Source organism: Microbacterium paraoxydans, from assembly GCF_019056515.1.
In the GTDB taxonomy this organism is placed as follows: domain Bacteria; phylum Actinomycetota; class Actinomycetes; order Actinomycetales; family Microbacteriaceae; genus Microbacterium.
In genome coordinates this window covers 55,375-80,517 of the sequence record NZ_CP064874.1, presented here as the reverse complement: position 1 = coordinate 80,517, position 25,143 = coordinate 55,375, and the positions used below count along the sequence as shown (strand labels likewise).

General features: G+C 66.9%; 31 protein-coding genes. 28 read left to right on the top strand and 3 right to left on the bottom strand.

Going from position 1 to position 25,143, the window contains the following annotated elements; genetic code table 11:
- Positions 1-439: 439 nt before the first annotated feature.
- From IZR02_RS17160 to IZR02_RS17065, 21 genes are all read left to right on the top strand, one after another.
- Complete coding sequence (locus IZR02_RS17160; protein ID WP_217316627.1) at positions 440-1,210, top strand: hypothetical protein; 771 nt, start codon at positions 440-442, stop codon at positions 1,208-1,210.
- Positions 1,211-1,221: 11 nt separating this feature from the next.
- Positions 1,222-1,671 carry a hypothetical protein gene (locus tag IZR02_RS17155; protein ID WP_062633397.1) on the top strand — a complete coding sequence of 150 codons (450 nt, stop codon included), beginning with the start codon at positions 1,222-1,224 and terminating at the stop codon, positions 1,669-1,671.
- Positions 1,672-1,952: 281 nt separating this feature from the next.
- Positions 1,953-2,414: a hypothetical protein gene (locus IZR02_RS17150; RefSeq protein ID WP_005051901.1), complete on the top strand. Its 462-nt coding sequence runs from the start codon at positions 1,953-1,955 to the stop codon at positions 2,412-2,414.
- Between the two features lie 11 nt (positions 2,415-2,425).
- Positions 2,426-3,703 carry a hypothetical protein gene (locus IZR02_RS17145; protein ID WP_005051902.1) on the top strand — a complete coding sequence of 426 codons (1,278 nt, stop codon included), beginning with the start codon at positions 2,426-2,428 and terminating at the stop codon, positions 3,701-3,703.
- A 36-nt stretch (positions 3,704-3,739) separates the two neighbouring features.
- Positions 3,740-3,982 (top strand): hypothetical protein, encoded by a 243-nt coding sequence (locus tag IZR02_RS17140; protein ID WP_005051904.1) that lies wholly within the window; start codon positions 3,740-3,742, stop codon positions 3,980-3,982.
- Positions 3,983-4,146: 164 nt separating this feature from the next.
- Positions 4,147-4,446: a hypothetical protein gene (locus IZR02_RS17135; RefSeq protein WP_062633405.1), complete on the top strand. Its 300-nt coding sequence runs from the start codon at positions 4,147-4,149 to the stop codon at positions 4,444-4,446.
- Between the two features lie 47 nt (positions 4,447-4,493).
- On the top strand, positions 4,494-4,715 hold the full coding sequence (locus tag IZR02_RS17130; RefSeq protein WP_005052790.1) for a hypothetical protein: 222 nt from the start codon (positions 4,494-4,496) through the stop codon (positions 4,713-4,715).
- 71 nt (positions 4,716-4,786) lie between these two features.
- Complete coding sequence (locus IZR02_RS17125) at positions 4,787-5,203, top strand: hypothetical protein (RefSeq protein ID WP_043341034.1); 417 nt, start codon at positions 4,787-4,789, stop codon at positions 5,201-5,203.
- Positions 5,204-5,274: 71 nt separating this feature from the next.
- Positions 5,275-5,556 carry a hypothetical protein gene (locus IZR02_RS17120; protein WP_043341033.1) on the top strand — a complete coding sequence of 94 codons (282 nt, stop codon included), beginning with the start codon at positions 5,275-5,277 and terminating at the stop codon, positions 5,554-5,556.
- Positions 5,553-5,834 (top strand): hypothetical protein, encoded by a 282-nt coding sequence (locus IZR02_RS17115; protein WP_005052783.1) that lies wholly within the window; start codon positions 5,553-5,555, stop codon positions 5,832-5,834. The genes IZR02_RS17120 and IZR02_RS17115 overlap by 4 nt, the downstream gene beginning before the upstream one ends.
- Entirely contained in the window at positions 5,831-5,959 is a 129-nt protein-coding gene (locus IZR02_RS18055) for a hypothetical protein (RefSeq protein ID WP_005052780.1), read from the top strand. The genes IZR02_RS17115 and IZR02_RS18055 overlap by 4 nt, the downstream gene beginning before the upstream one ends.
- A 110-nt stretch (positions 5,960-6,069) precedes the next feature.
- A complete protein-coding gene (locus IZR02_RS17110; protein WP_005052778.1) occupies positions 6,070-7,473 on the top strand; it encodes a hypothetical protein in 1,404 nt (467 codons plus the stop codon).
- Positions 7,474-7,557: 84 nt separating this feature from the next.
- A complete protein-coding gene (locus tag IZR02_RS17105) occupies positions 7,558-7,881 on the top strand; it encodes a DUF3846 domain-containing protein (protein ID WP_005052776.1) in 324 nt (107 codons plus the stop codon).
- Positions 7,882-7,885: 4 nt separating this feature from the next.
- Positions 7,886-8,839, top strand: a complete 954-nt coding sequence (locus IZR02_RS17100) for a hypothetical protein (protein WP_139833212.1) — start codon at positions 7,886-7,888, stop codon at positions 8,837-8,839.
- Between the two features lie 105 nt (positions 8,840-8,944).
- Entirely contained in the window at positions 8,945-9,820 is an 876-nt protein-coding gene (locus IZR02_RS17095; protein ID WP_062633409.1) for an ArdC-like ssDNA-binding domain-containing protein, read from the top strand.
- 104 nt (positions 9,821-9,924) lie between these two features.
- Positions 9,925-10,128 carry a hypothetical protein gene (locus tag IZR02_RS17090; protein ID WP_005052768.1) on the top strand — a complete coding sequence of 68 codons (204 nt, stop codon included), beginning with the start codon at positions 9,925-9,927 and terminating at the stop codon, positions 10,126-10,128.
- A gap of 11 nt (positions 10,129-10,139) precedes the next feature.
- A complete protein-coding gene (locus tag IZR02_RS17085) occupies positions 10,140-10,862 on the top strand; it encodes an HNH endonuclease family protein (protein ID WP_005052767.1) in 723 nt (240 codons plus the stop codon).
- Positions 10,863-10,888: 26 nt separating this feature from the next.
- The gene (locus IZR02_RS17080; RefSeq protein WP_005052764.1) at positions 10,889-11,299 is read left to right on the top strand and encodes a hypothetical protein; all 411 of its coding nucleotides are present in this window, start codon (positions 10,889-10,891) and stop codon (positions 11,297-11,299) included.
- 10 nt (positions 11,300-11,309) lie between these two features.
- Positions 11,310-11,555, top strand: coding sequence for a hypothetical protein (locus IZR02_RS17075; protein WP_005052762.1), 246 nt, complete (start codon positions 11,310-11,312; stop codon positions 11,553-11,555).
- Positions 11,552-11,836, top strand: a complete 285-nt coding sequence (locus IZR02_RS17070; RefSeq protein WP_005052760.1) for a hypothetical protein — start codon at positions 11,552-11,554, stop codon at positions 11,834-11,836. The genes IZR02_RS17075 and IZR02_RS17070 overlap by 4 nt, the downstream gene beginning before the upstream one ends.
- A complete protein-coding gene (locus IZR02_RS17065) occupies positions 11,833-12,108 on the top strand; it encodes a hypothetical protein (protein ID WP_005052758.1) in 276 nt (91 codons plus the stop codon). Before IZR02_RS17070 ends, IZR02_RS17065 begins: the two co-directional genes overlap by 4 nt.
- Before the next feature lie 485 nt (positions 12,109-12,593).
- Here IZR02_RS17065 and IZR02_RS17060 read toward each other — a convergent pair whose 3' ends face one another.
- Entirely contained in the window at positions 12,594-12,929 is a 336-nt protein-coding gene (locus tag IZR02_RS17060; protein WP_005052756.1) for a hypothetical protein, read from the bottom strand.
- A complete protein-coding gene (locus tag IZR02_RS17055; protein ID WP_367997131.1) occupies positions 12,926-14,641 on the bottom strand; it encodes a DNA methyltransferase in 1,716 nt (571 codons plus the stop codon). Before IZR02_RS17055 ends, IZR02_RS17060 begins: the two co-directional genes overlap by 4 nt.
- Before the next feature lie 85 nt (positions 14,642-14,726).
- Here IZR02_RS17055 and IZR02_RS17050 point away from each other — a divergent pair, with 85 nt between their 5' ends.
- The 6 genes from IZR02_RS17050 to IZR02_RS17025 all read left to right on the top strand — a co-directional run bounded on the left by IZR02_RS17050 (position 14,727) and on the right by IZR02_RS17025 (position 21,798).
- Positions 14,727-16,106 carry a tyrosine-type recombinase/integrase gene (locus IZR02_RS17050; RefSeq protein ID WP_217316626.1) on the top strand — a complete coding sequence of 460 codons (1,380 nt, stop codon included), beginning with the start codon at positions 14,727-14,729 and terminating at the stop codon, positions 16,104-16,106.
- Positions 16,107-16,132: 26 nt separating this feature from the next.
- On the top strand, positions 16,133-17,923 hold the full coding sequence (locus IZR02_RS17045) for a hypothetical protein (protein ID WP_217316625.1): 1,791 nt from the start codon (positions 16,133-16,135) through the stop codon (positions 17,921-17,923).
- A complete protein-coding gene (locus tag IZR02_RS17040; RefSeq protein WP_217316624.1) occupies positions 17,920-20,025 on the top strand; it encodes a hypothetical protein in 2,106 nt (701 codons plus the stop codon). Before IZR02_RS17045 ends, IZR02_RS17040 begins: the two co-directional genes overlap by 4 nt.
- Positions 20,018-20,437: a hypothetical protein gene (locus IZR02_RS17035; RefSeq protein ID WP_217316623.1), complete on the top strand. Its 420-nt coding sequence runs from the start codon at positions 20,018-20,020 to the stop codon at positions 20,435-20,437. The genes IZR02_RS17040 and IZR02_RS17035 overlap by 8 nt, the downstream gene beginning before the upstream one ends.
- 89 nt (positions 20,438-20,526) lie before the next feature.
- Positions 20,527-20,808 carry a helix-turn-helix transcriptional regulator gene (locus IZR02_RS17030; protein WP_217316622.1) on the top strand — a complete coding sequence of 94 codons (282 nt, stop codon included), beginning with the start codon at positions 20,527-20,529 and terminating at the stop codon, positions 20,806-20,808.
- 95 nt (positions 20,809-20,903) lie between these two features.
- Positions 20,904-21,798, top strand: a protein-coding gene (locus IZR02_RS17025) for an IS5 family transposase (protein WP_102209980.1) whose coding sequence is annotated in 2 segments (ribosomal slippage) — positions 20,904-21,254 and positions 21,256-21,798 — 894 coding nt in all. Because the reading frame shifts where the segments join, the coding sequence is not laid out codon by codon here.
- Positions 21,799-21,821: 23 nt separating this feature from the next.
- Here the strand turns inward: IZR02_RS17025 and IZR02_RS17020 are convergent.
- Positions 21,822-22,388, bottom strand: a complete 567-nt coding sequence (locus tag IZR02_RS17020; RefSeq protein WP_061681787.1) for a TetR/AcrR family transcriptional regulator — start codon at positions 22,386-22,388, stop codon at positions 21,822-21,824.
- Between the two features lie 134 nt (positions 22,389-22,522).
- Between IZR02_RS17020 and IZR02_RS17015 the strand changes: the two genes are divergently transcribed.
- Positions 22,523-25,078, top strand: coding sequence for an MMPL family transporter (locus tag IZR02_RS17015; RefSeq protein ID WP_061681791.1), 2,556 nt, complete (start codon positions 22,523-22,525; stop codon positions 25,076-25,078).
- The last annotated feature ends 65 nt before the right edge of the window (positions 25,079-25,143 follow it).

The window sequence follows — 25,143 nt, the reverse complement described above, 5'->3', positions numbered from 1 at the left end:
AGGCGCTGTGAAACCGCCGCCCACATGATCGCGACGGTCGGCCGGCGTCCGAAATGTCCATATGGACATCGCGTGGACATTTCAACTGCGAAATGGACATTTCAGAAAGATCCCTACAAGATCGACGCTTGACCCGCACGCAGAAACCCCCTACTCTGTGAATGTCACATTCACTACTAACTGAGTAGAGGGAGACCCCACAGACCCACAGCCAGGGGAACCGCGCAACGCCGTTCCCCTCCCAGGGACAGGCGCCACACCGCAGCCTGACGAGCGCTCGCCGCGCTCTTCGCTCCGTCCCTCACGGCGACCGCCGTCCTCCCAACCAGGTCGCCGCCGCGGGGGCGGCTCCGTGACATAGCCGCCCCCGCACCTTCCCCTTCATGTCCGCGAAGAGAACGATCCGCGGCCTATACCCACAGACGCATCGGAGGATCCCATGGACAGCATCGACACCACCGCACCGGCAGACTGGCACGACTTCTACGTCGACCCCTTCCCCGGCCGCAAGGGCTCCGAGCGGATCACCGACACCTGCGGCAAGTGCATCGGCACCGGCCTGTACACCGGGCCCACCCACTTCACCGATGGCCACGGTCGCCCGATCTGCTTCGACTGCCACGGCACCGGCACTCGCAGCCGGCTCGTCAGCAGCGCTCGCGCCACCGCCCGCGCCCACGCGAAGGCGCACGCCGAGCACATCGACACGACGCGCGCGATCACCGCCCGTCGCGCTGCCTTCGAGGCCGAGCACCCCGGCCTGCGCGACCAGCTCACCGAAGCTCATCTGAGCATCCGGGAGGGCAACCCGCTGCGCGAGAAGATCGGCTACCTCCTCGACTCGCTCGAGGACTCCACCGGCACCCTCGACGCCGATGAGGTCCGCACTGCCCACGAGCTGCTCGAGCAGCTCGAGCGCGAGCTGGCAGCGCGCCGCCCCGTCCCCACGGGACGCACCCTCATCCAGGGTGAGATCCTCGCAACCAAGACCACCGACACCCAGTGGGGCATCACCGTCAAGATCCTCGTCCAGGGCGAAGGCTGGCGCGTGTGGGGCACCAAGCCCTCCGAGATCTCCTCCGCGACGCGCGGCGACGTCGTCGCATTCACCGCAACCGTCTCCGCCTCGGACGACGACGACAGCTTCGGCTTCTACTCCCGTCCCACCAAGGCGCACATCATCGCCGTAGGCATCCGCCGCACCGCATGAACGAGCGCCTCATGAACAGCCGCACCAGCCTGACGATCTACCCCGCCCACGACGAGCGGTCTCTGCATCCGCCGGCGCCGATACTCGTCGACGAGCACTACTTCGTCCGCTCCGGGCTCGAGCAGCTCCCCGCCCGCCTCATCGGGTTCAGTCCTGCCGGCGCGATCGCCATCACGGCATGGGTCCACGACGTGTTCCGCTCCCCCGAGCTCGCACGCGATCTGTACCCGACCTTCATCATCGCCGGCCGCGTCCACGCCCACCCAATCCCTGCTGCCCGAGTCACCGTGCGCGAGCCCTCCGGCGTCGTCCAGGTCGTCATCACCGACCCGCGAGGCAAGCGATACCGCCCCTACCTCGGCGAAGACCGCGACGTCGCCGACCGCATCGCCGCCGCCTGGGGTTCCCACCGCGGCTACTCAGCCACCGTCGAGCAGATCACCCCGGCGGCTACCGCCTGACCACACGATCGGAGATCACCATGCGCTGCCTGATGTGCGAAGAGCCCACCACCATGTACATCCCATCCGACGACGTCGATGGCGTCGGACTGCACAGCTGCGGCGCGTGCGGCTTCGAGATCGAAGCGCCTCGTGATGAGCCCATGCGCACCGTGCCCGCCGACAGGCAGCGCTCTCGACTTTCGGCGACGACGACGACGACGGTTGCGAGAACGCTGCAACCTCTCTAGTATCAGTGAATGTCACATTCACTACTTTCTGATTGATTGAGGAGATCGCCCATGAGCGAATCGGCAGAGACCGTCACTGAGGATGTCGTCTACGTCGGGCGCAGGCAGGCGGGCAATGGCAAGCTCGCGCACTGGTACCGCACGCTCGTCGACGGCGAGATCTCCGACAAGGAGCTCGGCTCGTACAAGCCGTACACGTCGGCGCCGGTCGGCGCGATCATCACGATCACTCGCCCGATCGACGAGCCGAACTCGCTCTACACCCGCGGGCTGCATGCGCCACGGATCACGGGCGCCTATGCCGACCGCGCGGCCACCGACGAGTGGCGTGTGACCGATCAGGCCGAGGCGCAGCGCGACGCGAACGAGCGGCGCGTCAAGCGGGATCTCGACGGGCTGCCTGCCGAGTTCACCGCAGCACTGGACACCCTGGGCGCGCACTTCTCCCGCCTCAACTCTCCGCAACGGGCGGCGCTGTTGTCGCTCGTCACCGCGAAGCTCCTGCGCTACTGAGGCCGAACGTGATGTCCACCCTCGACCTGCTCGACGACAGCTTCCCGCACGGCACCCCGGACGGGTACCGCCGCGGATGCCGCACTGCAGCGTGCCCCGCGCTCATCCCCTGCCGCACCATCCACACCCGCTATGCCGGCGACTTCTCCTTCGCGAAGCTCATCGACGCCGGCACGCCCCTTGCGGAGATCCTCGAGCGCGACGCAGCCGCACGCGACCAGTCCCGGCAGCGTGACAAGATCGCCGCTCGAGAAGAGCGCCGGGCCGCGGCCGAAGCCACGCAGCCCCGCCGACCCAAGCAGGCCTCGAAGCGCACACCGACAGCACGGCCCGCCCGCCCGCCGAAGACGGCGCCGCTGAGGATCGCGACCCCGCGACCGACGTTGCTGAGGACGCGCACGCATCCTGGCTATCAGTGGATCGACAAGGCCCGCCTCGCGGCCGAGACGCTCCCCGTCGAGCGTGCCAGCACGTTCGCGGAGACGGTCGACGGCTACGAAGCAGCGCTGGATCGTCACGTCGACGAGCTCGCACAGTGGCGCAGCGACCACCGGGATCTGCGCGTCCAGCTGCGTTCCGCGGTCGAGACGCTCAAGACGGCCACCATCGCCGCCGGAAGCGGCCTATCGGTCGGCGGCGTGATCGAGCGTGCTCTGCAGGACGCCACCGCCAGGCATCAGGCAGCAGTCGACGAGCTCGCGAAGCATGATCGCCCGGCACCGCCGGCCAGGCCGCGGATGCCGCGGCCGCAGACCCCGCGGGCCCCTCGCGTCTCCCGACCGCGGCAGCTGCAGCCGCACGGCACCAACGCCTGCCGGGCGCGTGGCTGCGATCGACCGGAGTGCATCGAGGCGGGCCGCGAGTATCACCGGCAGTGGATGGCAAACCGGAAGGAACAGAGCATCCCGGCCGAACACCACGGGACCGCCTACGGCTACCAGCTCGGCTGCAAGGACCGAGATCAATGCCCTGCCGAGATCTCCTGCGCCGACGCATCGCTGACCGAAGAGCGACGCCGGCGGCGGGAAGCCGGCATCGCCCCGCAGGCCCCGCGCGTGCCCGCTGACCCCGTTCGCCGGCACGTCCGACAACTGATGGCCTCCGGCATGACCATCCTCGAGATCGCCGACCGAGCGCAGGCCTCCAAGACCGGCGTGAAAGTCCTTCTCTACGGCCGCTCCGGCGCTCGTAAGGGAGAGCTGCCGGGCGAGATCGAAGCAGCGAAGGCGCAGCGGCTCCTCGCGCTGCAGCCGACCGCCTCCGCTGCGCAGCTCGCACGTTCCGCCTGACATCGACAGCTCAACCGCCGCAAGAAGGCCCCGCCGTTGAACTGGTCGCAGCGGGTCACCATGCGGATGATCGCCGATGGCCGGTCCCCCTCCGGTGGCGCCAGCTACCTCGATACGACAGGCCTGGGGATTCCCGGTGGCACCATCCAGTCTCTCCGCAGGCGCGGTCTGATCGAGCGCTACTCATGGGTCGAACCCGGCTGGGTGCTCACGAAAGCCGGCGTCGATGCCATCAACAGTGGCGCGTGTGACGAACCCGACAGCAGCATCGACGACTAACCTCACCGATCTTCGCAACTCGGGTGTCCGCGAACAGCGCCAAGACCGGCCTATACCCAGCAAGAAGGGCCTGCGGCACAGTCAGGCACGGGGGTTCCCCTACCAGACTCGCAGGCGTATAGTCAGTGAATGTCACATTCACTATTTGATTGAGGAGACAGGCCATGACCATCACCCAGGCCGCAGCCCCCACGGGCACCGCGGTCACCATCGCAGGAACCGTCCGCACACCGCTCACCCTCGTCCGCCGACTCACCGACCGTCAGGCGCGCGTAGGGTTCCGCGTCGAGACCGACGCCGGCTCATACAACGTCCACGCCAACGGGATCCTCGCCGAGATGCTCCGGCTGACGACCCACCGCGGCGACCGTGTAATCGTCCACGGCCCGGCTGTCACGTTCAGCCACCCTGCCCAGACCATCCCCGACCTCGAGGCCGACAGCGTCGAGCTCGACCTCCGCTGACCCACGACGAGGATGGACACCACGACGCATCAGCAGGAGAGAACCCCATGACCCGCATCTTCCACGTCAACGGCAAGCCCGTCGACGTCACCGACGCCGCCGCGGTCCAGGCACTCACCGCGGACGAGTACGCCGACCTGCTCGCTCAGACCCTCAACGACACCGACGCGACCGACACCGAGATCGTCGGACTGCGCCAGGACCAGCCCGACGCCGGCACAGGGTTCATCATCACCAACCCGCCCAACGAGAGCGGGAGCGAGCGATGACCGAGCGCCGGAACAACACAGCCCATCGCCGCGGCGTTGGTGTCCGCAGCGCGGAGGCTCGACGATGCCCCGTGTGCGGACGCGGCGCCGCGCTGGTGAGCGTCACTCCCCGCCCGCTCACGCCAGAGGAGACGACCACCTACTGCCGGTGGGACGACTGCACCTATGCGCGGGTGGTGCCCTCTTCGAGTGATCTGTCGCGGCTGCGAGACGGCACACATGCGACTGCGAGAGCGATCGCCGACGCCGAGGCTCGCGGAAGGATCGACGACGCTGCGAATCAGGTGCTGATCGACCGCCTGTACCCGCCGCTCGATTCGACCGGTCAGCCGTGGCGGAGCGCGTTCGATCATGCGCGCCAGGAAGGGCACAGCGAGGCCGAGGCATACGACTTCGCAGACGAGTACGCGGCCTACGTGGAGGACCGGCAGTACGAGATCCGCGATCCTGACCTGCCGATCCCGTCCCCGAGCGAGTACACGCGATGACCGGGCGTGAGAGTAGTAGGGATCGGCATCAGCGCACGCTGAGCGAGTGGACAACTCGCGCAATCCGGAGCATGTTGCGTTCCTCGGACCCGGCCACCGCCTTCGCACAGCAGGACGGGGTCATCAAGGATCGCATCAGGAACGAGCTCGGTCAGCACCGCCGCGCAACGCTGAGGGTGATCCTGCCGATCGTGCTGCTCGCTGTCGGCGTGGTGATCGTGGTCCCCGCCCCGATCGTGCTCCTGCCTCTTGCCGGCATTGCGGTGGTCTTCGTCATCATCGTGCGAGAGGACCGACTGGCCCGCCTGCACGAGGCGATCCAGCGTGTGGACCCCGACGAGGACACCCGATGAACGAGGCATCGCCGACCGTCACGCTGGACGTGCGCGCAACGATCGTGCGCACGATCCAGCAGCACACGGACGAGGCGGACGAGGAGGCCGGCTACATCGCGGACGACATCATGGACGCGCTGAGCCTGGGCAGCGAGCTCACGGTGACCGTCCCCAGGCTGCGGCGCCGCGGCGAGCACGAATGGCCGTGCGCGCTGTTCTACGTCGGGAACTGGAACGGTTCGCGGCCGCGTGCACGGTGCAGTTGCCCGCCTGCCGAGGCGGGAGCCGAAGGATGAAGGATCCCCGCCAGCTCTCCCAGGCTGAGCTCGACGAGTACCTCGACCAGCTCGTGCGTGACGGCGACGATGACAGCCCGGAGTTTCACCGCGCCTACCAGGTGTGGGAGGAGCTCAACGGCTGACGTTTGACCATGCCGCCCTCATCGGGGCCCTGCCGACCGGCGGGGCCCCGATTTCTGTCCGCGAACACCCCCAACCCCGGCCTATACCCAGCAGACGAACGGGAGAGGCCATGTGCGACGACATCGACCACGGAGGGCGGCGGTGCCCGTCGTCGACGGCCGAAGGGCAGCGGCGTCGCCGCGCCGAGAAGCGCGAGCGGAACGCCGAGAAGCAGCTTGAGGCCTTCATCGGCGCGACCCCGTTCCGGCCGGTCTCGGGCGAGCTGATGCGGATGAGCTCGCGCCCCAGCTATTGGGACACCGACGAGTGGATCGAGTACGAAGACACCCTGCGCGCGGCCGCGGAACGTCACGGGATCGAGATCTCCGAGCTGCAGCACGCGGACGGGCTCTGGGAGGGCACGTCGGAGCCTGCAGGCGCCTACATCGTCCACGCGGACAGCTTCGAGCAGGTCACCGACTGGGCCGGCGAGCTGGCGGGGCGGTATGAGCAGGACAGCATCATGGCCGGGTACTTCGACGCTGACGGCCCCGACCGGGTCTACAGCTTCGCCGCCGGCACCGGCTCGCAGCAGCAGGTCCAGGAGACCCTCGACATTCTCCGCGCCGCCGGCGCACCGGGAGGCAGGCTCTATGACGGCAAGCTCGAGATCGCGGAACCCGCCGAGTATCCGCTGCCGGCATCCGCCGTGAACGCGATCGCCGCCCGTCTCGGAACAGAACCCACCTTCGCTCGAGCGCACGTTGCCTTCGTGCCCGGCAACGACAGCTACCGTCACCACCAGCCGATCAAGGAGATCCAGTCGCTCAGAGAGCGGTACGCCGATGCGCACGGTTTCCCACAGCGCACGCCGATCCCCCGACTGACCGAGCTCGACGACATCGCTGCAGCGAGGGCATACGCGGCCGCACCGCACGAGCCCGCGCACCCGCAGGTCGCCCGCTCCTACCGATCACTGCGGCAGCACATCGGCGCTCAGTGGGACATGCTCACAGAAGCCGGCTACACCTTCGAGCCCTGGCACGGCGAGACCGAGCAACCCTACGCCGACTCTGCCGCGATGCTGGCCGATCTCCGCGAGAACAAGCACCTGTTCTACTTCCGCACCGAGGTCTCGCAGCACAGCGAGGGGGCCCTTCCGCCGGATCATCCGATGGCTCGCAGCGTTACGGTCACCCTGCCCACGGGCGAGCGGGCGCCGATGCTCGCCAACGACGTCTTCCGCGCCGTCCACGACGCGATCGCGCACAGCGAGGGCCACCAGTTCGGACCCTACGGCGAGAAGCGCGCCTGGTGGACACATCGTGCCTGCCTCCCCCGCGAAGCGCGGCTCGCGCTGTGGTGCGAGACGCGCGCGCAGAACTGCTGGACCAACGCCGGCCCCCACATGACCACGGAGGGGGAAGCCGGGCATCCCCGGCTCATTCGGCGAAGGGAACCGGGTTGGATGCCGCTGAGTGAACGCCCCTATGCGCAGCAGAAGTGCTGCCGCGTCGACTCAGCACTCCTCTAGTCCACGGCGGTTGACGAGGGTACGTCGCCCGCGTACCATCAGTGAATGTCACATTCACTACCGTTCTGATCTGAGGAGGACTCCATGACAACGGCCATCAAGATCACCCCCGCTGGCGAGATCGACACCATCCGCATCGACGAGCTGCCCGACTACCAGCGCGAGATCGGCGGCTGGGTCGCAGAGCTCCGCCTGACCAACGGCCACGCACTGCTCGTCGACGAGGAAGCCGGTCTCAAGGTCACAGAGCCGAACCTGCTCGCCTCGCTCTACCTGACCGAGCACGGCCGCAGCGCACTGCTGTTCAGCACCGCGCTCATCGTCGGGCTGCACCCCAGGACCGGTGAGTGGATCGACGTCGCCCCCGACGTCGACGAGCAGCTCCGCGCGATCGCTGCGCAGATCTGACCTCATGCCCACCCTGAACGCTCGGCCGGTACTCATGCCGGCCGAGCCGCCCTCCTCCCCCGCGAGCGACTACTGCCAGCGTTGGTCTCGCGGCGCCCATTCGTGGCGCCACATCTCCGAAGGCGGGTTCGACCCCCGTCTATACCAGGTGGCCCCGATCACGGAAGCCGCCGCGCGAGCATTCGTCATCGACGAGCACTACGCAGCATCCTTCCCCGCAGCACGCTTCTCGATCGGGCTGCTCACCCGCGACGACCGCTTCCCCATCAACGGCGCCATGGTCGACGAGATGGCACTGGTCGGCGTCGCCACCTTCTCCACCCCGATGAGCAGAGGAGTCCTCAGCTCCGTCTTCGGCACGCTCGAGCCCTACGAACAGAGCATCGAGCTCGGCCGATTCGTACTCACCGACACACCCGCGAACGCCGAATCCTGGTTCCTCGCACGCGCTTTCCGCCACGCCTACGACCGGGGCATCCGCGGCGTCGTCTCTTTCGCCGACCCCTTGCCACGGCGCCGACAGATCACCGAGACCCTCGACAACGGCACCACAATCGAGCGCATCGAACAGACCTCGCCCGGCCACATCGGCGGGATATACCAAAGCGTCAACGCGATCGCCCTCGGCCGCAGCACCGCACGCACCCTGAACTACCTCCCCCGCCGCGGCCTCGTGCTCTCCGAGAGATCTCTGTCCAAGGTAAGAGGACAGGAGCGAGGCGCCGACGCCGCCGAGCGACACCTGGTCTCGCTCGGCGCCCCCATCCGCCGCGCAGGGCAAGACCCGCGAGCCTGGCTGCGCGAGGCGCTCGCCGCGCTCGATGTCACGAAGATCAGGCATCCGGGGAACTTCCGATACGCCTTCCCTCTTGGCAGCAGCTCCCAGCGTCGCCGGCTGCCGATCGGGCTGCCGCGCACCGCGTACCCCAAAGCCGCCACCGACATCCTTCCGGGCTGAGACCCCCGCTGCAGGCGGGTGCAAATCGGAGTTGACGGGGCATATCGAATGCCTCATACTAGTGAATGTCACATTCACTACTCGTCCACTCTGAGGGAGGACACCATGACCACCAAGACCCGCCGCAGCGGCACCACCCGCCGCACCCCGGAAGAGCGCCGCGCACAGGCCGAGGCGCTCCACGAGCAGCTCACCGCACAGGTCGCCACGCTGGCCGAGAGCGAGAACTGGAAGGCCTGGCTGCGCTTCGCGCGCATCGTCCGCCGGCGCTCGTTCTCCAACCAGATGCTCATCCTCGCGCAGGGCGGCACCCACTGCCTCGGCTACCGCCAGTGGGAGACCCTCGGCCGTCACGTCGTCAAGGGCGCGAAGTCGATCAAGATCTTCGGCTACTCCACCAAGCGGATCGTCGAGGTCGACGAGGCCACCGGAGAAGAGTCCACCAGCAGTCGAGTGATCTACCCGGTGCTCTCCGTGTTCGACGTCCGCGACACCGATGGCGAGCCGCTCCCCGAGCAGCCGGCCATCTACCTCGAGGGCGACGACGTCGCAGGCCTCTTCGACCAGCTCGCCGACTTCATCACCGCGCAGGGCTGGGATGTCGCGCTCGAGGACATCGCACAGGACGGGCTCAACGGGTACACCGATGGCCAGGCCCGACAGATCCGGGTCGACAGCAAGATGGCACCGGCCATGCGCGTCAAGACCCTCCTGCACGAGATCGGTCACGCACTTCTGCACTTCGACGAGGGCAGCACCCGCGAGCACCGCGGAGTGATCGAGACCGAAGCCGAGTCGGTCGCGTACTGCGCCGGTGGCCTCCTCGGACTCGACACGTCCGCGTGGTCGATCGGGTACGTCGCAGGATGGGCCGGCGGTGACGTCGACCTCATCCGCAGCGTCGCCGGCAACGTCCTCCGTGCCGTCAACGCGATCGCCGACGCCATGCTCGGCGCCGACGACCAGGCCGCGGCCGCGTAACAGCCCTCGGGGGCGGGCTCGCCTATGCCCGCCCCCGAGAATCTCTGTCCGCGAACACCCCGAACTGCGACCTATACCCCTAGACGAATACCCCGGAGGAACCCATGGATCTCGCCCTGTCTACCGCCCGCGACTTCGCTCCCCTTCTGCTGGGCAGCGGCGGCCTCGTCGGCATCCTCGTCACCGTCGACACTGCACGCCGCGCAGAGCGCACGGTACGGCGCAGCCTCAAGTTCCTCGTCACCCTTCTCCTCAGCGTCGCCGCGGTCGCCGCGGCCGTCGTACTCGGCGCCGCCCTCTTCCTCTGAACGGACCACTCATGAACCGCCGAACCACACGCCTCGCCTCCGCCGCCGGCGCTGTTGTCGTCGCCCTGCTCGCTGGCGCGATCGCGATCACCAGCCAGCCCTCCGGCGTCAGCGACCTCACCGACACCGCGCCCGCGCCTGTGCCTGTGCCTACCGCAGAGATCTCCGCGGACGCCGCCGCAGCCCTCGATGAGCTCGAGCAGCTCGTCGTGGCCGATGCAGCCGACCAGGACAGCTACGACCGTGACGCGTTCGGGCAACGCTGGGCCGACATCGACCGCAACGGCTGTGACCAGCGCAACGACGCACTCGCGGCCGCGCTCGAGAACATCACCACCAAGCCCGGCACACACGACTGCGTCGTCCTCACCGGAACGCTTCACGACCCTTACACCGGGCTCACGATCGCCTTCGAGCGCGGCCAGGGCACGAGTGAGCTCGTGCAGATCGACCATGTCGTGCCGCTCGCGTGGGGGTGGCGTCAGGGCGCCGACGAATGGGACGAGGCCCAGCGTGAGCGCTTCGCCAACGATCCTCTCAATCTGCAGGCCACGGACGGCAGCACCAACCAGTCGAAGAGCGATCGCGGCCCCTCCGAATGGATGCCCCCGAACGCGGACTACGGATGCGCCTACGCTGCGCGCTTCGTCGACGTCCTCACCGCCTACCAGCTGACGGTCAACCCGGCCGACTACTCCACGCTCCGCGCGCAGCTCGCCAGCTGCGCCGCATGACCCCCCACCCGAGAGGACTGACAACGATGAGCACTCTGAACAACATCGTCATCACCGATGACACCGGCACCCGTTACAACGATCTCTTCCTCGACATCCCGCTGGACAGCTACGAGATCTCCCGCTCCTCTGTCGGCTTCCATTCCGTCGACGCGATCGTGCCAGCCGACCCCTACTCGACCCGCGCATCCGAAGATGGTCCGCTCGGTGCACTGCTTTTCCGCTGGGCTCAAGCGCACGTCGCCGGCCGCAACTACATCATCAGCTGGCAGTACATCGACGCTCACGACGTCCATACCGTCGCCGTCGCCGACACCACCACTCGCGAGCTGCACTTCGTCAACCTGTTCGGCCACGTCATCGCCGGTCGACGCAGCTACAGGCTCCGTGAGCTCGCCGACGCGCTCGACCTCCTGATCGACGCCAGCTTCGACTGAGGACCAGGCCATGCTTTCCGACGAGGTCGCTCGACAGATCATCCACGGCAGCCCCGAGGGCTACGACCTCGGATGTCAGACCCGCGCCGGATGCGCCAACCACCACCACCCCACGCTCATGACCTGTTTCGCCGCCGCGATCGCCGTCCGCGATGACTGGCGCCTCGCGAAGCTGCCTCGCAACGAACCCCTCCCCAAATCCGCTCGGCGGCTACGCCGCTCCTCCCCCAGAAGCAAGGAAGGAACACCCTCATGACCGACCCCGAGCTCACTGCGTGGCCGGCACTGCGCCTCGGAGATCATGCCCTCATCCGGGAGCGCGCGACAGCACGCGAGCTCGCCGTCACCATCGTCGCTCTGCTCGAGCCGATCGAGGGCGAGGGTGAGGGCCTGGTCGACCACCGGGGCCGCGTCATCCGGCACCACTTCTACGACGCCCGACCCATCGCGGCCGACGTCGATCTCCCCGACCAGCGCGACGTCGACACACGCTTCGCCCGACTGACCGCAGATCTCCTGAACACGAGGACACGATGACCGCACCGCTCACCACCACCGAGACCCGCCTGCTACACAAGTCGCTCGAGCTCGCCGCCGGCTACGCGAACAATGAACGCGACGAGACCGCGATCCTTGAGCTCAGCGCACGCATCCGACAGGCACAGAAGACCATCCCCTCTGCACCGGACGCGCACACCACGATCCTCGCGACGATCGACGCCATAAAGCGCGCAGGACGCCACGAGCAGCTCACCCCTCAGCTGCTCGACCGAGTCGCTGACGAGCTCCTCCAATCCACCCCGCTCTGACCGCCCCGCGCGGTACACTAAGGCGCGGCACCCGGCTGTTGAGCAGGTTCCCTTCCGCCCCTCGGGGCGATGGCTCCTCCTCAGTTGGATCGTTGGTGAATGTGACAATTTCCACGCTCCGGCCGGGTGCCGTTTTCTCTTGCCCCGGTGGCACGCGATCATCGACGATTGCTCACCGGTGGACCAGTCGCCCTCACATACTCCGACCAGGTGCACTCGACAGCGAGCCTCATTGCATCGTCGGGGAAGTAGCCGATCAACACTCGCCGCTCGGGATCGCGATCGAACGTCACGGAACGCAGCAGCCTACGGCCGCGGATCTCGACATGGCGGATGATCGCGATCCTCTTGCTGTGGTCGAACACGTACCAGATCCCCGGCTCCGGCGACGCCTGCAGCTGAGACATCGGAGACCAGTGCTGCACCACAACAGCGAACACTATGCCGGCGCACCGACAGCCCCGTGCCGACGACGACCGCGTGACTCAGCTCGTCAGCGACCCGCCGGATCCGTAGGCGTCGTGGTCATACCGCTGTAGCGCAGCAATGAACTCGGCACTAGTGATCTCATAGCGAGCCACCGCGGCCGCGGCGCCGTGGAACAGAGCAGCGTTGGGATACACACGGCCGCACACTGGGCAGACCGCGAACTCGTCGGGGTCGGCCGAACCAGCAGCATCGAAGGCAAGACGCCCAAGACGATCGGCGCTCCGCCAGTCCTGAGTCCACGAATCATTGCCACAGGCGCAGACCTGATTCTCCCCTTCCTCATCGACCGTCGCGGTCCCATCGACGCGGACGGTCGGGTACGGCCAGCTCACGATGCCGCACTCGCTGCTGTCGCCTTGCGGGGACGTTTCTTCGGCATCGCGAGCTCGTCGACCGTGGTGAGCTTCGCATAGCTGGCGAACAGCGCTCGCAGTCGGTCAGCCTCCGTCGCTATCCCCCGCAGGCCCAGGGCCTTGTCGACAGCAGTGTCGAGCTCACGATGCGCCCGGAGCAGTTCGGGCGACATCGCGAGGGGGTTGTAGTGGTCTGCGAGCGAGCGTTCTGGGCGTAGCGCTCTCGCATCCAGAACGGCTTGCCCCCCGGCGATGATGGCGGCACGCTGCGTGTCGGTGAGGGCGGGCAAGGGGAAAGTGTTCCACGTCAGGGTGCTCGAGAAGCGCAGACGAGACTCAAGGCGACCGCCGATAGTGCGCTGCCAGGTGATGAATGCCGACGACGAGATCACTGCGAAGGCGAGGCCGTCTGGGTCGTCTGCCTTGAAGTTCGCGTCACCGCAGATCACATCAGGGGTGAACAGGGCGGTCGGGAAGAACTTGCGTGTCTCGCTCACATGCCGCGGCACACAGACATAGGGCGTGTCGGGTTGCGACCTTTGACCGAACAGGTGCGGCGTGTCCGCCATCTGTCGCGTGGACTCGGCCTTCGACGCTGCGCGGAACTGACGCACGGCATCCAGCCGCCCGCGGAGTATCGGGGATCGGGCGATGTCGCTGGGGTCAAGATCCACGAGCCACAGGCACCACCGGGGTTCGTTGTGGATGAGCTGTCGGGCGCCGACAAACGGCCGGACGTACTTCGCGGCGATCGGATCTGCCATCACTTCCGCATAGTCGGCCGGCTCGATCAGGAGATTGCCGTCGTCGCGAGCCATGTTCCCGAACACCATCGGAGGGAGAGCCGACGCCAGCGGGCTTCGCCGCTGATCGATTAGCACAATGGGACCGTCGACCAGGTATCCGTTGAGCTGATCCACGACGGGGATCTCGACGGGCTCGCCCTTGAGGTTTCCTGAGTAGTCGAACAGCCGCGCTCTCTTCCTCGACGGCCGGTCAAAACCGATCACCGAGCAATGCACTGCCGCAGCGCCGGGCGCTTCACTGGTCCACGCGAACGTCCGGTGCGCGAACTTGACGCGCCACCCTGCGGCAAACACAGGGCCGAAGAGCGCTGGCACCGGCTCTCCCTGTGCGATCGAGTTTGTCGAGACGAACGCGAACTCGCCTCGGTAGCCGGGACGGCCGAGCAGCTCGAGAGCCTTCGCGTACCAGCCGGTGACATAGTCCAGCCGACCGATGTCGTCCCTCCGCCACACGTCGCGAAGTTCCTGCGCTTGCTCGGTCGAGCGGGTGGCGTGGCCGAGGAAGGGCGGATTGCCCATGATGTACAGGTGCTCAGTCGGTTGTAGGACAGCTGCCCAGTCGACACGCAGCGCGTTGCCGACGACGATGCTCTTGATCTTGTCCAGCGGCAGCGGATCTGGTGCAGATCCAAGCGCCAGCTCCATCGCCTGGTTTGCCTGGTGTTCCACCAGGTGCAGCGCCGTCGCTGCGATCTGCGCGGGCCATTCCTCGAGCTCGATCCCGTGGAAGCTCGACAGCCGCACGGCGAGGTGCTCCTCGGTGAAGAACATTGTGCGGGCCGTCTCACCGGACAGCTCTTGGATCCGCAGCAGAACCTCAAGATCGAGGGCTCGCATCTGTCGGTAGCCGACCACCAGGAAGTTGCCACAGCCGCACGCCGTTATGTGTACGTTCGGTCAGTGTCTCAATCGACCACCCGAACAACCTCGGAGAGCGATGCATCTGCGTTTCATCAACCACCAACTCGCCGTGCCCACTGACGTCGACGAAGACACGCGCGACGTCTACGCGAGCTCACGTTCGCTTCCCGACGGACTGCCCGTGCTGCTCGACGATCGATGGCGACCGGTTGAGCCCTGGCAGACCTACTTCCGGGTCATTGCGGGTTCGACGTCAACGTCGACAGTGCGCAACTACGCGTACGACGCGCTTCGCTTCGCTGGATTCCTCGAAGATCGTGGGACTGACGTGGTGCACGCGTCGGCCGACGATATCGTCGCGTACCGAGAGTGGCGGCTCGGCGGTGGGGATCGCGCAGTCTCGCCGGCAACCTGGCGACGCGACGTCGTCGTCGTTCACGGGATCTACCAGCTTCTCGTGCAGACCGGGCAGGTTCGTCGTGAGCCGTGGATCACCATCGGGAGATCGTCAGCGCTTCGCAACCCGTGGCGGAGTGAGCCAGACATACGCCCGTTGAGTCAGGCGCAGTGGCGCGCATTCCGCGACATCGGCCTCGGTGGGCAAACCGCACTCGGCGAGCTGGATGCGAGTTGGCGGGGAAGAACGAGCTTGCGTTCCCAGGCTGGCGCGCAGGTCGCCGTGACGACAGGGATGCGACTCGGCGAGTTTTCGACGTTGCTGGATGCCGAGCTGCCCGCACCCGCCGGCACGGGTGCCTCCGTACTCCTCGAAGCATGCGCCAAGTACCAGAAGCGGCGCCGTGTCCATGTTCCGCTCACCGCACTGCGCGCCGTCGACCTCTATCGCCGAACGGAGCGCCGTGCCGTCGTTCGCGCATCTGCCAACTCACTATGGTCGCGTCGAGCCGATCTGTTTGTCGTCGACGAGCTCGACGTCTCTGCCGGCGTCATCCGTGGGCGGCTCGACGGGCGCCGGTCGAGATGGCCACTACATCTCCTCCCGCCGCACCTGCGCCGAATCGCGGTGATCGAACGCGATCACGGGCTCGAGGCGCTGGGATTGTTCCTGGGCCGAGGGGGGCTACCGATAAGTCGACGAGCCTGGCATGCCACGTTTGCCGCGGCGAGTCGTCGCACCCTTGAGCTCGCTGAAGTTGAGATGGGAGGGCGCCGAGCGCAAATCACACCGCATGATCTGCGTCACACCTTCGCCGTCGTGCTCCTCAAGGCACTCACCGATGTCGCGCTCGCCCGTGAGGCCGACCGCCGCGCTGGCAACCTCGGACCGGCCACTCTGTCCGAGCACATAGCGATCAACCCGAGACTGACTGTGCAGCGACTTCTTGGCCATTCGAACCCTGCCACGACCATGATCTACCTGCGATACATCGAGGACACAGACGCACTCATCCAGGACGTGTTCGAGAGCTGGAGCGACGAGGCCGCGACCTTCGCCGACGCCGTCCTCGCGGATCGGAAGGCAGAATGACCGGCCACGACCTCTCCCCTCGTCGGATGACGTTCACGATCGCGGGCGGGAGCAACGACGGCACGATCAGACCGCTGGACTTCGCGCACCCGATCCTGGCCGCTGAGCTCTCGGACGCACTCGTCGACATGAGACGCACGTTCGCGCTGGCTGACGGCACGGCATATCAGTACCGTGTTGCGGTCATCAGTCTCCTTCGCAGTCTCACCAATGCGTGCCCGCGAACCGCAAGCCTCGCATGGGCCGATCGCGTCGTGGTCGACGGGATCCATGAGTGGGAGTCGGGGCTGGCTGCCGCGTACCCCGCCGAGAGCACCATGCCGTACAAGTACGGTCGACAGCTTCGAAGGTTGGTCCGAGTCCACATCGCGAACGGTCGAGACGTCGGCCTCGACGTCGAGCGGTGGGCCGACGGGCAGGTCTTGCATCAGGGCGGCGGCGCGACGCCTCTCGACGAGTTCTCGAATGCCGAGCGTCTTGCGATTCGTGATACCTGCCGCAGCCGCATCCGAGAGCTGGAGGAGCGACTCTCGATCGGACATCAACTGCTCGAGGTCGGGCGCGATCCTCGCGGTGACGGGTGGTCACGCGCGGAAGATATCCTCTGGGGCATCCACCACCTGGGACGGACGGACGGCATCATGGTGGAGCGCGAGGCCATGCTGGCGTGCGACCGAGGCGTCCTCAACGACCTGCACGAGGCGTTCGAAACCGAACACGCGACGACGTATGGAGGCTCCGGCCGGGTTGTCAGGCGATTGCTGTCATATCTCTATCCCTCGAGCGACGACCTGGTCGCGTTCAGGACGCTGCTGCAGCTCGAGACGGGCGCCGCTCCCGAGGAGTGGTCGAACGTCTCGCTGAGCGACATCGACATCTCAGACCCCGACACGCTACGCGTCCGTCTGTACAAGGCCCGCGCCCACCGCAGCCGGATCGTACGCTGCGCCACGTCCGGATCTGCCAGCGGCAGCGGATGGAAGTCGGGCGATCTCATCGAGCGGGTTCTCGCTGCGACTTCCAGGGCGAGGGAACTGAGGGAAGCCAGCCCGTCGCCGGTGCATGACGCCCTGTTCTTGAGCGTGTTCCGAACTTCGTCAAGACGCCTTGAGGTACGCCCAGATTCGTTCTCGAATTCGTTCTCGTCCCTTCTGACGTCGATCACACCTGCCATCTCCAGACCTCACGACGCGCGCCGACTGCGAAAGACAGTCAAGAGTGTGCGAGCGGCGGTGCTCCGAAGCGCCGACATTGCGGCAGGCGATGACCACAGCATCGCCGTCTACCAGCGCCACTACGCGCAGACGACGACAGTTCACGTGCTGGCCGGCGCAGCGGTCAACGCAGCTCAACAGCAGGTCTTCGACCGTGTCAGCGGCCCAGTGTTCGTGAAGGCCAGTGCTGCGTCGATCCGGGCTGGTGAGCGACCCGAGCTTGCGGTGGCTGCGGTAGCCGAGTTGGAGTCGACGTCGACGGATCGAGCCATGAACGTCGCGCACTGCAGCTCACCGTACGACTCTCCCTACGGCCGAAGCGGGCGTCTATGCGAGCATCGGCCATCGATGTGCTTCGCGTGCCCCAACGCGATCGTGTTCACCGACCACCTGCCTCGAATCCTCGCCTATCGCGAGATCCTTCGCGGACACCAGAACGAGATGGAGCCCGCCCAGTTCGCGGCAACCCATGGACAGCAGCTCAGGAACATCGAGCGCATCCTGGATGAGTTCACTCCGGCGGAGCGAGAGCGAGCCCAACGCTCCCACGATCTCGACGCAGTCGTCCACGTCCCCATCGCTCAGCGAGGAGTCCACCTGTGAGTCTTGATTCTGCCGCACGCCATGCCTCGAGACTCGCCCCCGCCAGCACCTACTGGCGCGCCCAGCAATCTGTGCTCCCTCATCACTATCGAGAGGAGTCGTACCCCGTCTCTTCGTTCGGTGACGACTCCCGCTGGGACTTGCGCGCACTCGGTTGGAACCCCGCGGCGGGGCGCCACTCAGCGGTGCTGCTCTTCGGCGCGTTCACCGGAGACTGGAATCTTCGCGCCCGCGAGATCGCGATGGCCATGCTCAATCCGGGACACCAGGTCCTTCGTGATCAGAGCCTCTACCTGACCGCCGCGCCCGCGCAGACCAAGACGATCCGCACAAGACTCGACGGACTCAAGAGATTCGCGTCCTGGCATGCCGAGCACCTCGACAGTGTCCCCCTGAATGAGCTCCACCAAGCGGATCTCGACTGCTTCCTTGGTGACATCAAGCCGAGCATTCCCCCGTCCTCCACGCGCGCAGCGATTGAGTCCGTCCGTGCGCTCCACCAGTACGACCGGGTCATCACAGGTGGAGGGATCCCGTTCCGCCCGTGGGGTGAGGCGACCACGATCGCGCTGAGCGGGCAGAAGTTCAGCGAGGAGCTGAGCACGCCCGTCATCCCACCTCACGTCTGGTGGCCGCTACTTCGCGCCTGCTGGCAGTACATCGATGTCTTCTCGCACGACATCTTCGCGGCCGCCGACAAATGGTCGACTCTCGAGCGTCCACCCGAGGAACGCCGTGCTGTCCGCGATCCCGACGACGCAATCGAGACCTGGCTCGTCGCCGCCGGGTCGACTGTTCCCCTCCATCGCATGTCCGCCGGCCGCTTCACGGAAGGTGAGATCCACTGGACTCTCCTATCGCTGCTCGTTTCCGATGGCCACAGCAAACACCTATTCGCCGAGACATCACGGAGTGAGGTGCGGCGCCGACGCGAACGAATCGCCAGAGCCATCGACGCCGGCGAGATCTCCACTGCGCGCGGTGGCCTGCGCTCGAAGATCACGGACGTGCGGAAGGCCGACGGCTCCACCGGCCCTTGGATCGATGGCTTCGATCCGGCCACGATTCGAGTTCAACTCAAGGTTCTTCGCAACGCGTGCTACGTCTTCTGTGCGGCACTTTCGATGATGCGCGACTCCGAGCTGCTGAGCATCAAGAAGGGAGCGCTCACGACCTTCTACGGTGCGCCCGCGGTCGCATCCCAGTTACGGAAAGGCAAGCGCGGAACGCATCGCCGCAACTGGTGGATCATCGAGCCGGTAGCACAGGCGATCAGCGTCGCCGAGCGGCTCGCGGTGGGCGAAGCCGTCTTCGGATCGAGTCGACGCAGCCAGAAGAGCGAAGGCCAACTGGTGACCTTCGACCGGCACGACGAGTTGAAGAAGCTCATACCCCAGCTCAACGACATTGGGCGAGAGGCCGGCTTCGAGCCGATCCCACACTTCCATCTCGCCCCGCACATGTTTCGACGCACGATGGCCGTCATCACTGCCCAACAACCGGATGGCGAAGTCGCGCTCGGTATCCAGCTGAAGCACGCAGCGCGTCGGGCCGTAGCGAACGGCACAACGTCTGGGTATGCGAGCGAAACGCCCGAGTGGGCCGCCGAGTTCGAGCACGAACTGCAGGAGGCCGTCGCCTCACGCCTCGTCGGCATGTGGTCGTCCGACTCTGTCGACGACATCAAGCTCGCCGGCGCAGGCGCACAACGCTTCCGAGACGAGCTCGTGAACGCCACCGCCGAGGTCGACATCGCAGTGAAGGTCGGAGATGAGCGGACCCTGCGCACTCTGCTGCGTGACCGCTTCAGCACGCTGCGGTGGGGAACGATCAACCACTGCCTCGGCGATCCGGAACAGGCGGCCTGCCTCAAAGGTCTGTCTGCCGAGGCTGCCGCAAGCGGTGTGATCCCCAACCGGTGCAAGCCGACCACCTGCGGCAATTCGGTCGTGACCGATGAACACGCGCCCGTGTGGGTCGCCGAAGAGCGCGATCTGGTGGCAAAGCTCCGCGACCGCAGCATGGCGTCGCACAATCGCGAGCAGCTCGAGGCCGAACTCAAAGACGTACGCAAGATCACGAGGAGATTCACGGATGCCTGAACCCATCAGCACGTCGGAACGCAAGCTCCGCGATGCGATGGAGCGGCTCTTCGCTGGCACAGCAGTGCGCACCGACGGCCGTCTCATCAAGGAGAACCTCTACCGCGAAGCCGGTGTCAGCCGCGCGACGATGAACCGCGCGAAGTCCGTGCTCGAAGAGTGGGCATTGCGGGCAGGCGGAACCCAGCCGCGCGATCGTGAACTCGAAGCGCTCAACCGATCACTCGCGGACCGTGGGACACAGATCGCGGGCCTCCGCGCGCGAATTCGCGAACTCGAGGCGCAACTCACGATCGCAGCGACCGCGGTGGCCGAGCTGCACGTCGAGAATCAGCTGCTCCGCGGTGAAGACCCAACGCGCAACGTCACTCCGATGAAGCGTTCCCCCACACCCACGCCTCGCGGCAGCTGATCGCTTCACGCGCCGGGACTCCCGCTGCAGGCCGAGATTGCCATACCGATTAGGCCTACTTGCGAAGGCCTAATCGGAAGCCTGGGTGCGTGCCCTCCCACGCGACTCCACCGACCGCCTGGGAACAATACGCCCGCGAGCTTGGTCAGAACATTCAGCGCGAGCGGGCGCGCGTCGGCTACAGCCAAGATCGTGTCGCGTACGAGGCGAACCTCAGTCGCTACACGTATCAGAAGCTCGAGAAGGGCGAGTCTCGGCCAGGCACTCCCGCGAACCCGTCAGTCAGGACGCTGTTGGCCGTGGCGCAGGTGCTCGACGTGGAGATTGGCGACCTCCTGCCAGCCGATACTCCTGATCTCACGATCCGCTGATTCCAACACCGGAGAGTCGAGGCACCACCCACTACCGCATGAGGCCTAGGGCGTGTCTGACAAAGGTTGAGGGGATCGGTTGAGACGCTGGAGCGGTGACGCGGTTTCGGTTGCTTACGGATGCTCAGTGGTCTCTGATCGATGGGATGTTGCCGAGGCCGACGGGTCGCCCGGGTCGGAAGTTCTCGGACGCGCGGACGATGCTGGAAGGGATCATTTACCGGTATCGGTGCGGGATCGCGTGGCGCGATCTTCCTGCAGTGTTCGGCCCGTGGCAGACCGTGTGGACCTGGCATCGCAGGCTCGCGACCGAAGGCACCTGGGACTCGATCGTGCAGTCGCTGATCGCGCAGGCCGACGCCGAGGGGCTGGTGGACTGGTCGGTATCGGTGGATTCGACGATCACGCGGGCGCATCAGCACGCGACGAACACGAGTCGCCCCACAGGGGGCTGTATCGAATTACACGAATCCGGGCGTCGAGCCGCCTGATCATGCTATCGGCCGCTCCCGGGGCGGCCTGTCGACGAAGATCCACCAGCTCGTTGACGGGAAGGGGCTGCCGCTGGTCACGGTGATCACCCCCGGACAGGCCGGTGATTCGCCGATGCTGCTGCCCTTGCTGGATCAGCTTCGCGTGGGTCGCCCCGTCGGTCGCCCTCGCACCCGCCCGGACGCGGTCCGGGGCGACAAGGCGTACTCGTCCCGCGCGATCCGGTCACGCTTGCGGGGGCGTGGGATCAAAGCCGTGATCCCCGAGCCCCGCGACCAGCAGGGGCACCGGAAGCGTCGCGGTTCACGAGGCGGAAGGCCTGTCGGGCTCGACACCGACGACTACAAGAACCGCAACGTGATCGAACGCCGGTTCTGCCACGCCAAGCAATGGCGAGGCCTCGCGACCCGCTACGACAAACACGCGATCACCTACCGCGCCGCCGTCCTCATCCACGCCGCCATCGCCTGGACCAGAACGCTGTCAGACGCACCCTAGCCGGCTGTGGACGGGGCGTACCGTCAGCGCCCCTCCTCCATTGCATCGCCGACGCCGACGAGCACACGCCATACCCAGTCCGCAGCGGTCTCGACTCGCGGTCGGGGGTCGCGCGCGAGCCACGCCTCGATGACGCCGAGTGCTGAGCCGGCGATGCCGGCACTGACGACGTCGAGGGGGATCCCTTCGAATGCGTGCGTGCCCATTCGCCCGAGGCCCTCGCGGGCAACGGCCTCGATGCGATCACGCAACCTGAACGCCACCGCGGCCGAGCCGTGGCGTCCGAGCACGCGCTGATAGACCGCCACATGCTCGTCGATGTGTCGCAGGTAGGCGAGGAGCGCGCGTTGCGGGCCGTCCGGTGCGGTGATCGTTTCAGGCAGGAAGGTCCCTGCCTGCTCGACCGCCGTGTCGATGGCATCGGCGAGAAGGGTGTCCTTGTCGGCGTAATGCTGATAGAAGCTGCTCCGATTCACTCCTGCCCGCTGCACGATGTCGGCGACGGTGAGTTCCTCGAGCGGCCGCTCGCGAGCCAAGGCGAACAGCGACTCCTGCAGGGACCGTCGGGTGCGGACGACGCGGGCATCCATGCGTCGATTGTGCCAGCGGGATGGGGAGACGCCACGCAGAACCCAGCCGCTCCGATTTCCGACAAATGTCGGCTATCCTCGGTGGTGGCTCGTAGGTGCGCCCTCGTCTCGTCTCCTCATGAAAGGCCTCTCGCGTGGCAGAACTCCTCTACCGTGTCGGACGATTCGCCGCGCGCCGACCGTGGGCCGTGGTCGCCGGTTGGATCGCCGCACTCGCCCTGGCTGTCGGAGCCTTCGTCTCCTTCGGCGGCACGCTGACGTCGAGCATGAGCATCCCGGGCACCGAGACCGAGCGCGTCACCGAGCGGCTCACCGAAGAACTGGGGGAACTCGGGGGCGGAACCGGCACCATCGTGTTCCGGACGGAGGACGGATCCGACTTCACCGAGGCCCAGCAGGGGGATATCTCCGCGATGTTGGCCGAGATCGACGGAATCGACGGCGTGGCCGATGTGGTCGACCCCTTCGTCGCGACGTCCGATCGCGCCGAACAGGAGCAGCAGCTCGAAGCCGGCGCGGCCCAGCTCGACGAAGCGCAGCGCCAGCTCGACGAGGGCTCCACTCAGATCGAGGCTGCGCGAACCCAGCTCGAGGCCGCTCAGGCGCAACTCGACGCGGCCATCGCTGAAGCGAAGTCCGCGGGGACGTACGCGCTCGCAGCGGCGCAGTTCGCCGCGCAGCAGGCCGAGCTCGATGCCGGTGCCGCTCAGCTCGAGGATCGCCGCGGCGAGCTGGACGCCGGTGCCGGCGAACTCGCCGAGCAGCGCGCTCAGCTCGATGACGCGCGGGTGCTCATGGATGCCGCCTCGGAGATCCGAACCGTGTCCGAGGACGGTGCCACTGCGATCGGCGTGGTGATGTTCGAGGACGACGTGTTCTCCGTCCCGTCCGAGGTCGTGGAAGCGGTCTCGGACGAACTCGACCAGGCCGAAATCGACGGGGTGCAGGTCGACTACTACTCGGCGACGATCGCCACCGCGGTCGAGGGACTCATCGGCATCGGCGAGATCGTCGGCGTCGCGCTCGCGCTGCTCACGCTCGTCATCATGTTCCGCGCGCTGCTGCCGGCGCTGCTGCCGATCGTCTCATCACTCGTCGGCGTCGGCGTCGGCGTCGCCGGGTCGCTGGCCTTCTCGGGCGTCGTGGACATGTCGTCGGCCACCCCCGTGCTCGGCATGATGCTCGGACTGGCCGTGGGCATCGACTACGCGCTGTTCATCATCAACCGCCATCGACGGCAAGTGCTCGCCGGTGTCGACGTGCACGAATCCATCGCCCTCGCGAACGGCACGTCGGGCAACGCCGTGGTCTTCGCAGGCTCGACGGTGCTCGTCGCACTGCTCGCCCTGAACGTGACCGGCATCCCCTTCGTCGGCGTCATGGGAACGGTCGCGGCCGGATGCGTGCTGGTCGCGGTACTCCTGTCGGTGACCCTGACGCCTGCGATGCTCGGGATCATCGGCCTCCGGATCGTCAATCGGCGGGCTCGCGGCCAGATCGGCCACGAATCGCACGCTCGCCCCGAGCTGAAGCCCATGAAGACCTCGCGTGCGTTCGCGCGCGCCGCACTCGCCGTCGGCGCGCTGCTCATCATCGCGATCCCGGCGCTCTCCATGCGGCTCGGCATGCCCGACGGGTCATCCGAGCCCGTCGACTCCAGCCAGTACCGGGCCTACACGTCCGCGGCCGAGGCATTCGGAGCCGGCCAGAACGGACCGCTGCTCGTCACCGCCGCGCTGCCGGCCCCGATCGATGAGGACGACGTCGTCGCGGTACAGGCCGACCTAGCCGGTCAGCTGCTCGAGCAGGGCGGCGTGGTCGCGGTCGCGCCGGTCGGAGTGTCCGAGGACCGCGACTTCCTCGCCTTCCAGGTCGTGCCGATCGGCGGACCGTCCACCGAATCGACCGAGCAGCTCGTGCACGACCTGCGCGAGCTCTCGCCGATCGGAGACATCGAGCTCGGGGTGGCAGGCCAGGCCAGCGGCAACATCGACATCTCCGAGAAACTCGCCGGCGTGCTGCCGGTGTACCTCGCGCTGGTCGTGGGGCTGTCGCTGCTCATCCTCGTGCTGGTGTTCCGCTCGATCCTCGTGCCGCTGATCGCGACAGCCGGGTTCGTGCTGTCGCTGTTCGCCGCACTCGGAGCCGTGGTGGCGATCTACCAGTGGGGATGGCTCGGGCCGGTGTTCGGCGTCCACACCCCCGGACCGGTGCTGAACTTCGCACCGATCATCCTCATCGGCGTGCTGTTCGGTCTCGCGATGGATTACCAGCTCTTCCTGGTGACCGGAATGCGAGAGGCGTTCGTGCACGGGGTGCCGGCCCGGACGGCGGTTGTCGCCGGGCTACGGAACGGGCGAGCGGTGGTCACCGCGGCGGCCATCATCATGGTGTCGGTGTTCGGCGGGTTCATCTTCTCGCACCTGGCGCTCGTGCGACCGCTCGGCTTCGGCCTCGCGATCGGCGTGCTGTTCGATGCGTTCGTGGTGCGGCTGTTGCTGATCCCCGCGCTCATGCACCTGCTCGGCGAGAAGGCGTGGTGGCTGCCGCGCTGGCTCGATCGGATCCTCCCGAACGTCGACGTCGAGGGCGCCGCGCTCGAGCGAAGCCATCCGATCCACGGGGCGGCGACGGAAGCCGGGGATGCGTCGTCGGACGACGTCCGGCACGCCGACGAACCCGTCCGCTGAGAGGGCGGCTCCGCCAGGCGGCGCCCGGCGCGCCGCCGAGTGAACCATGACAGGGCGACCGCCTC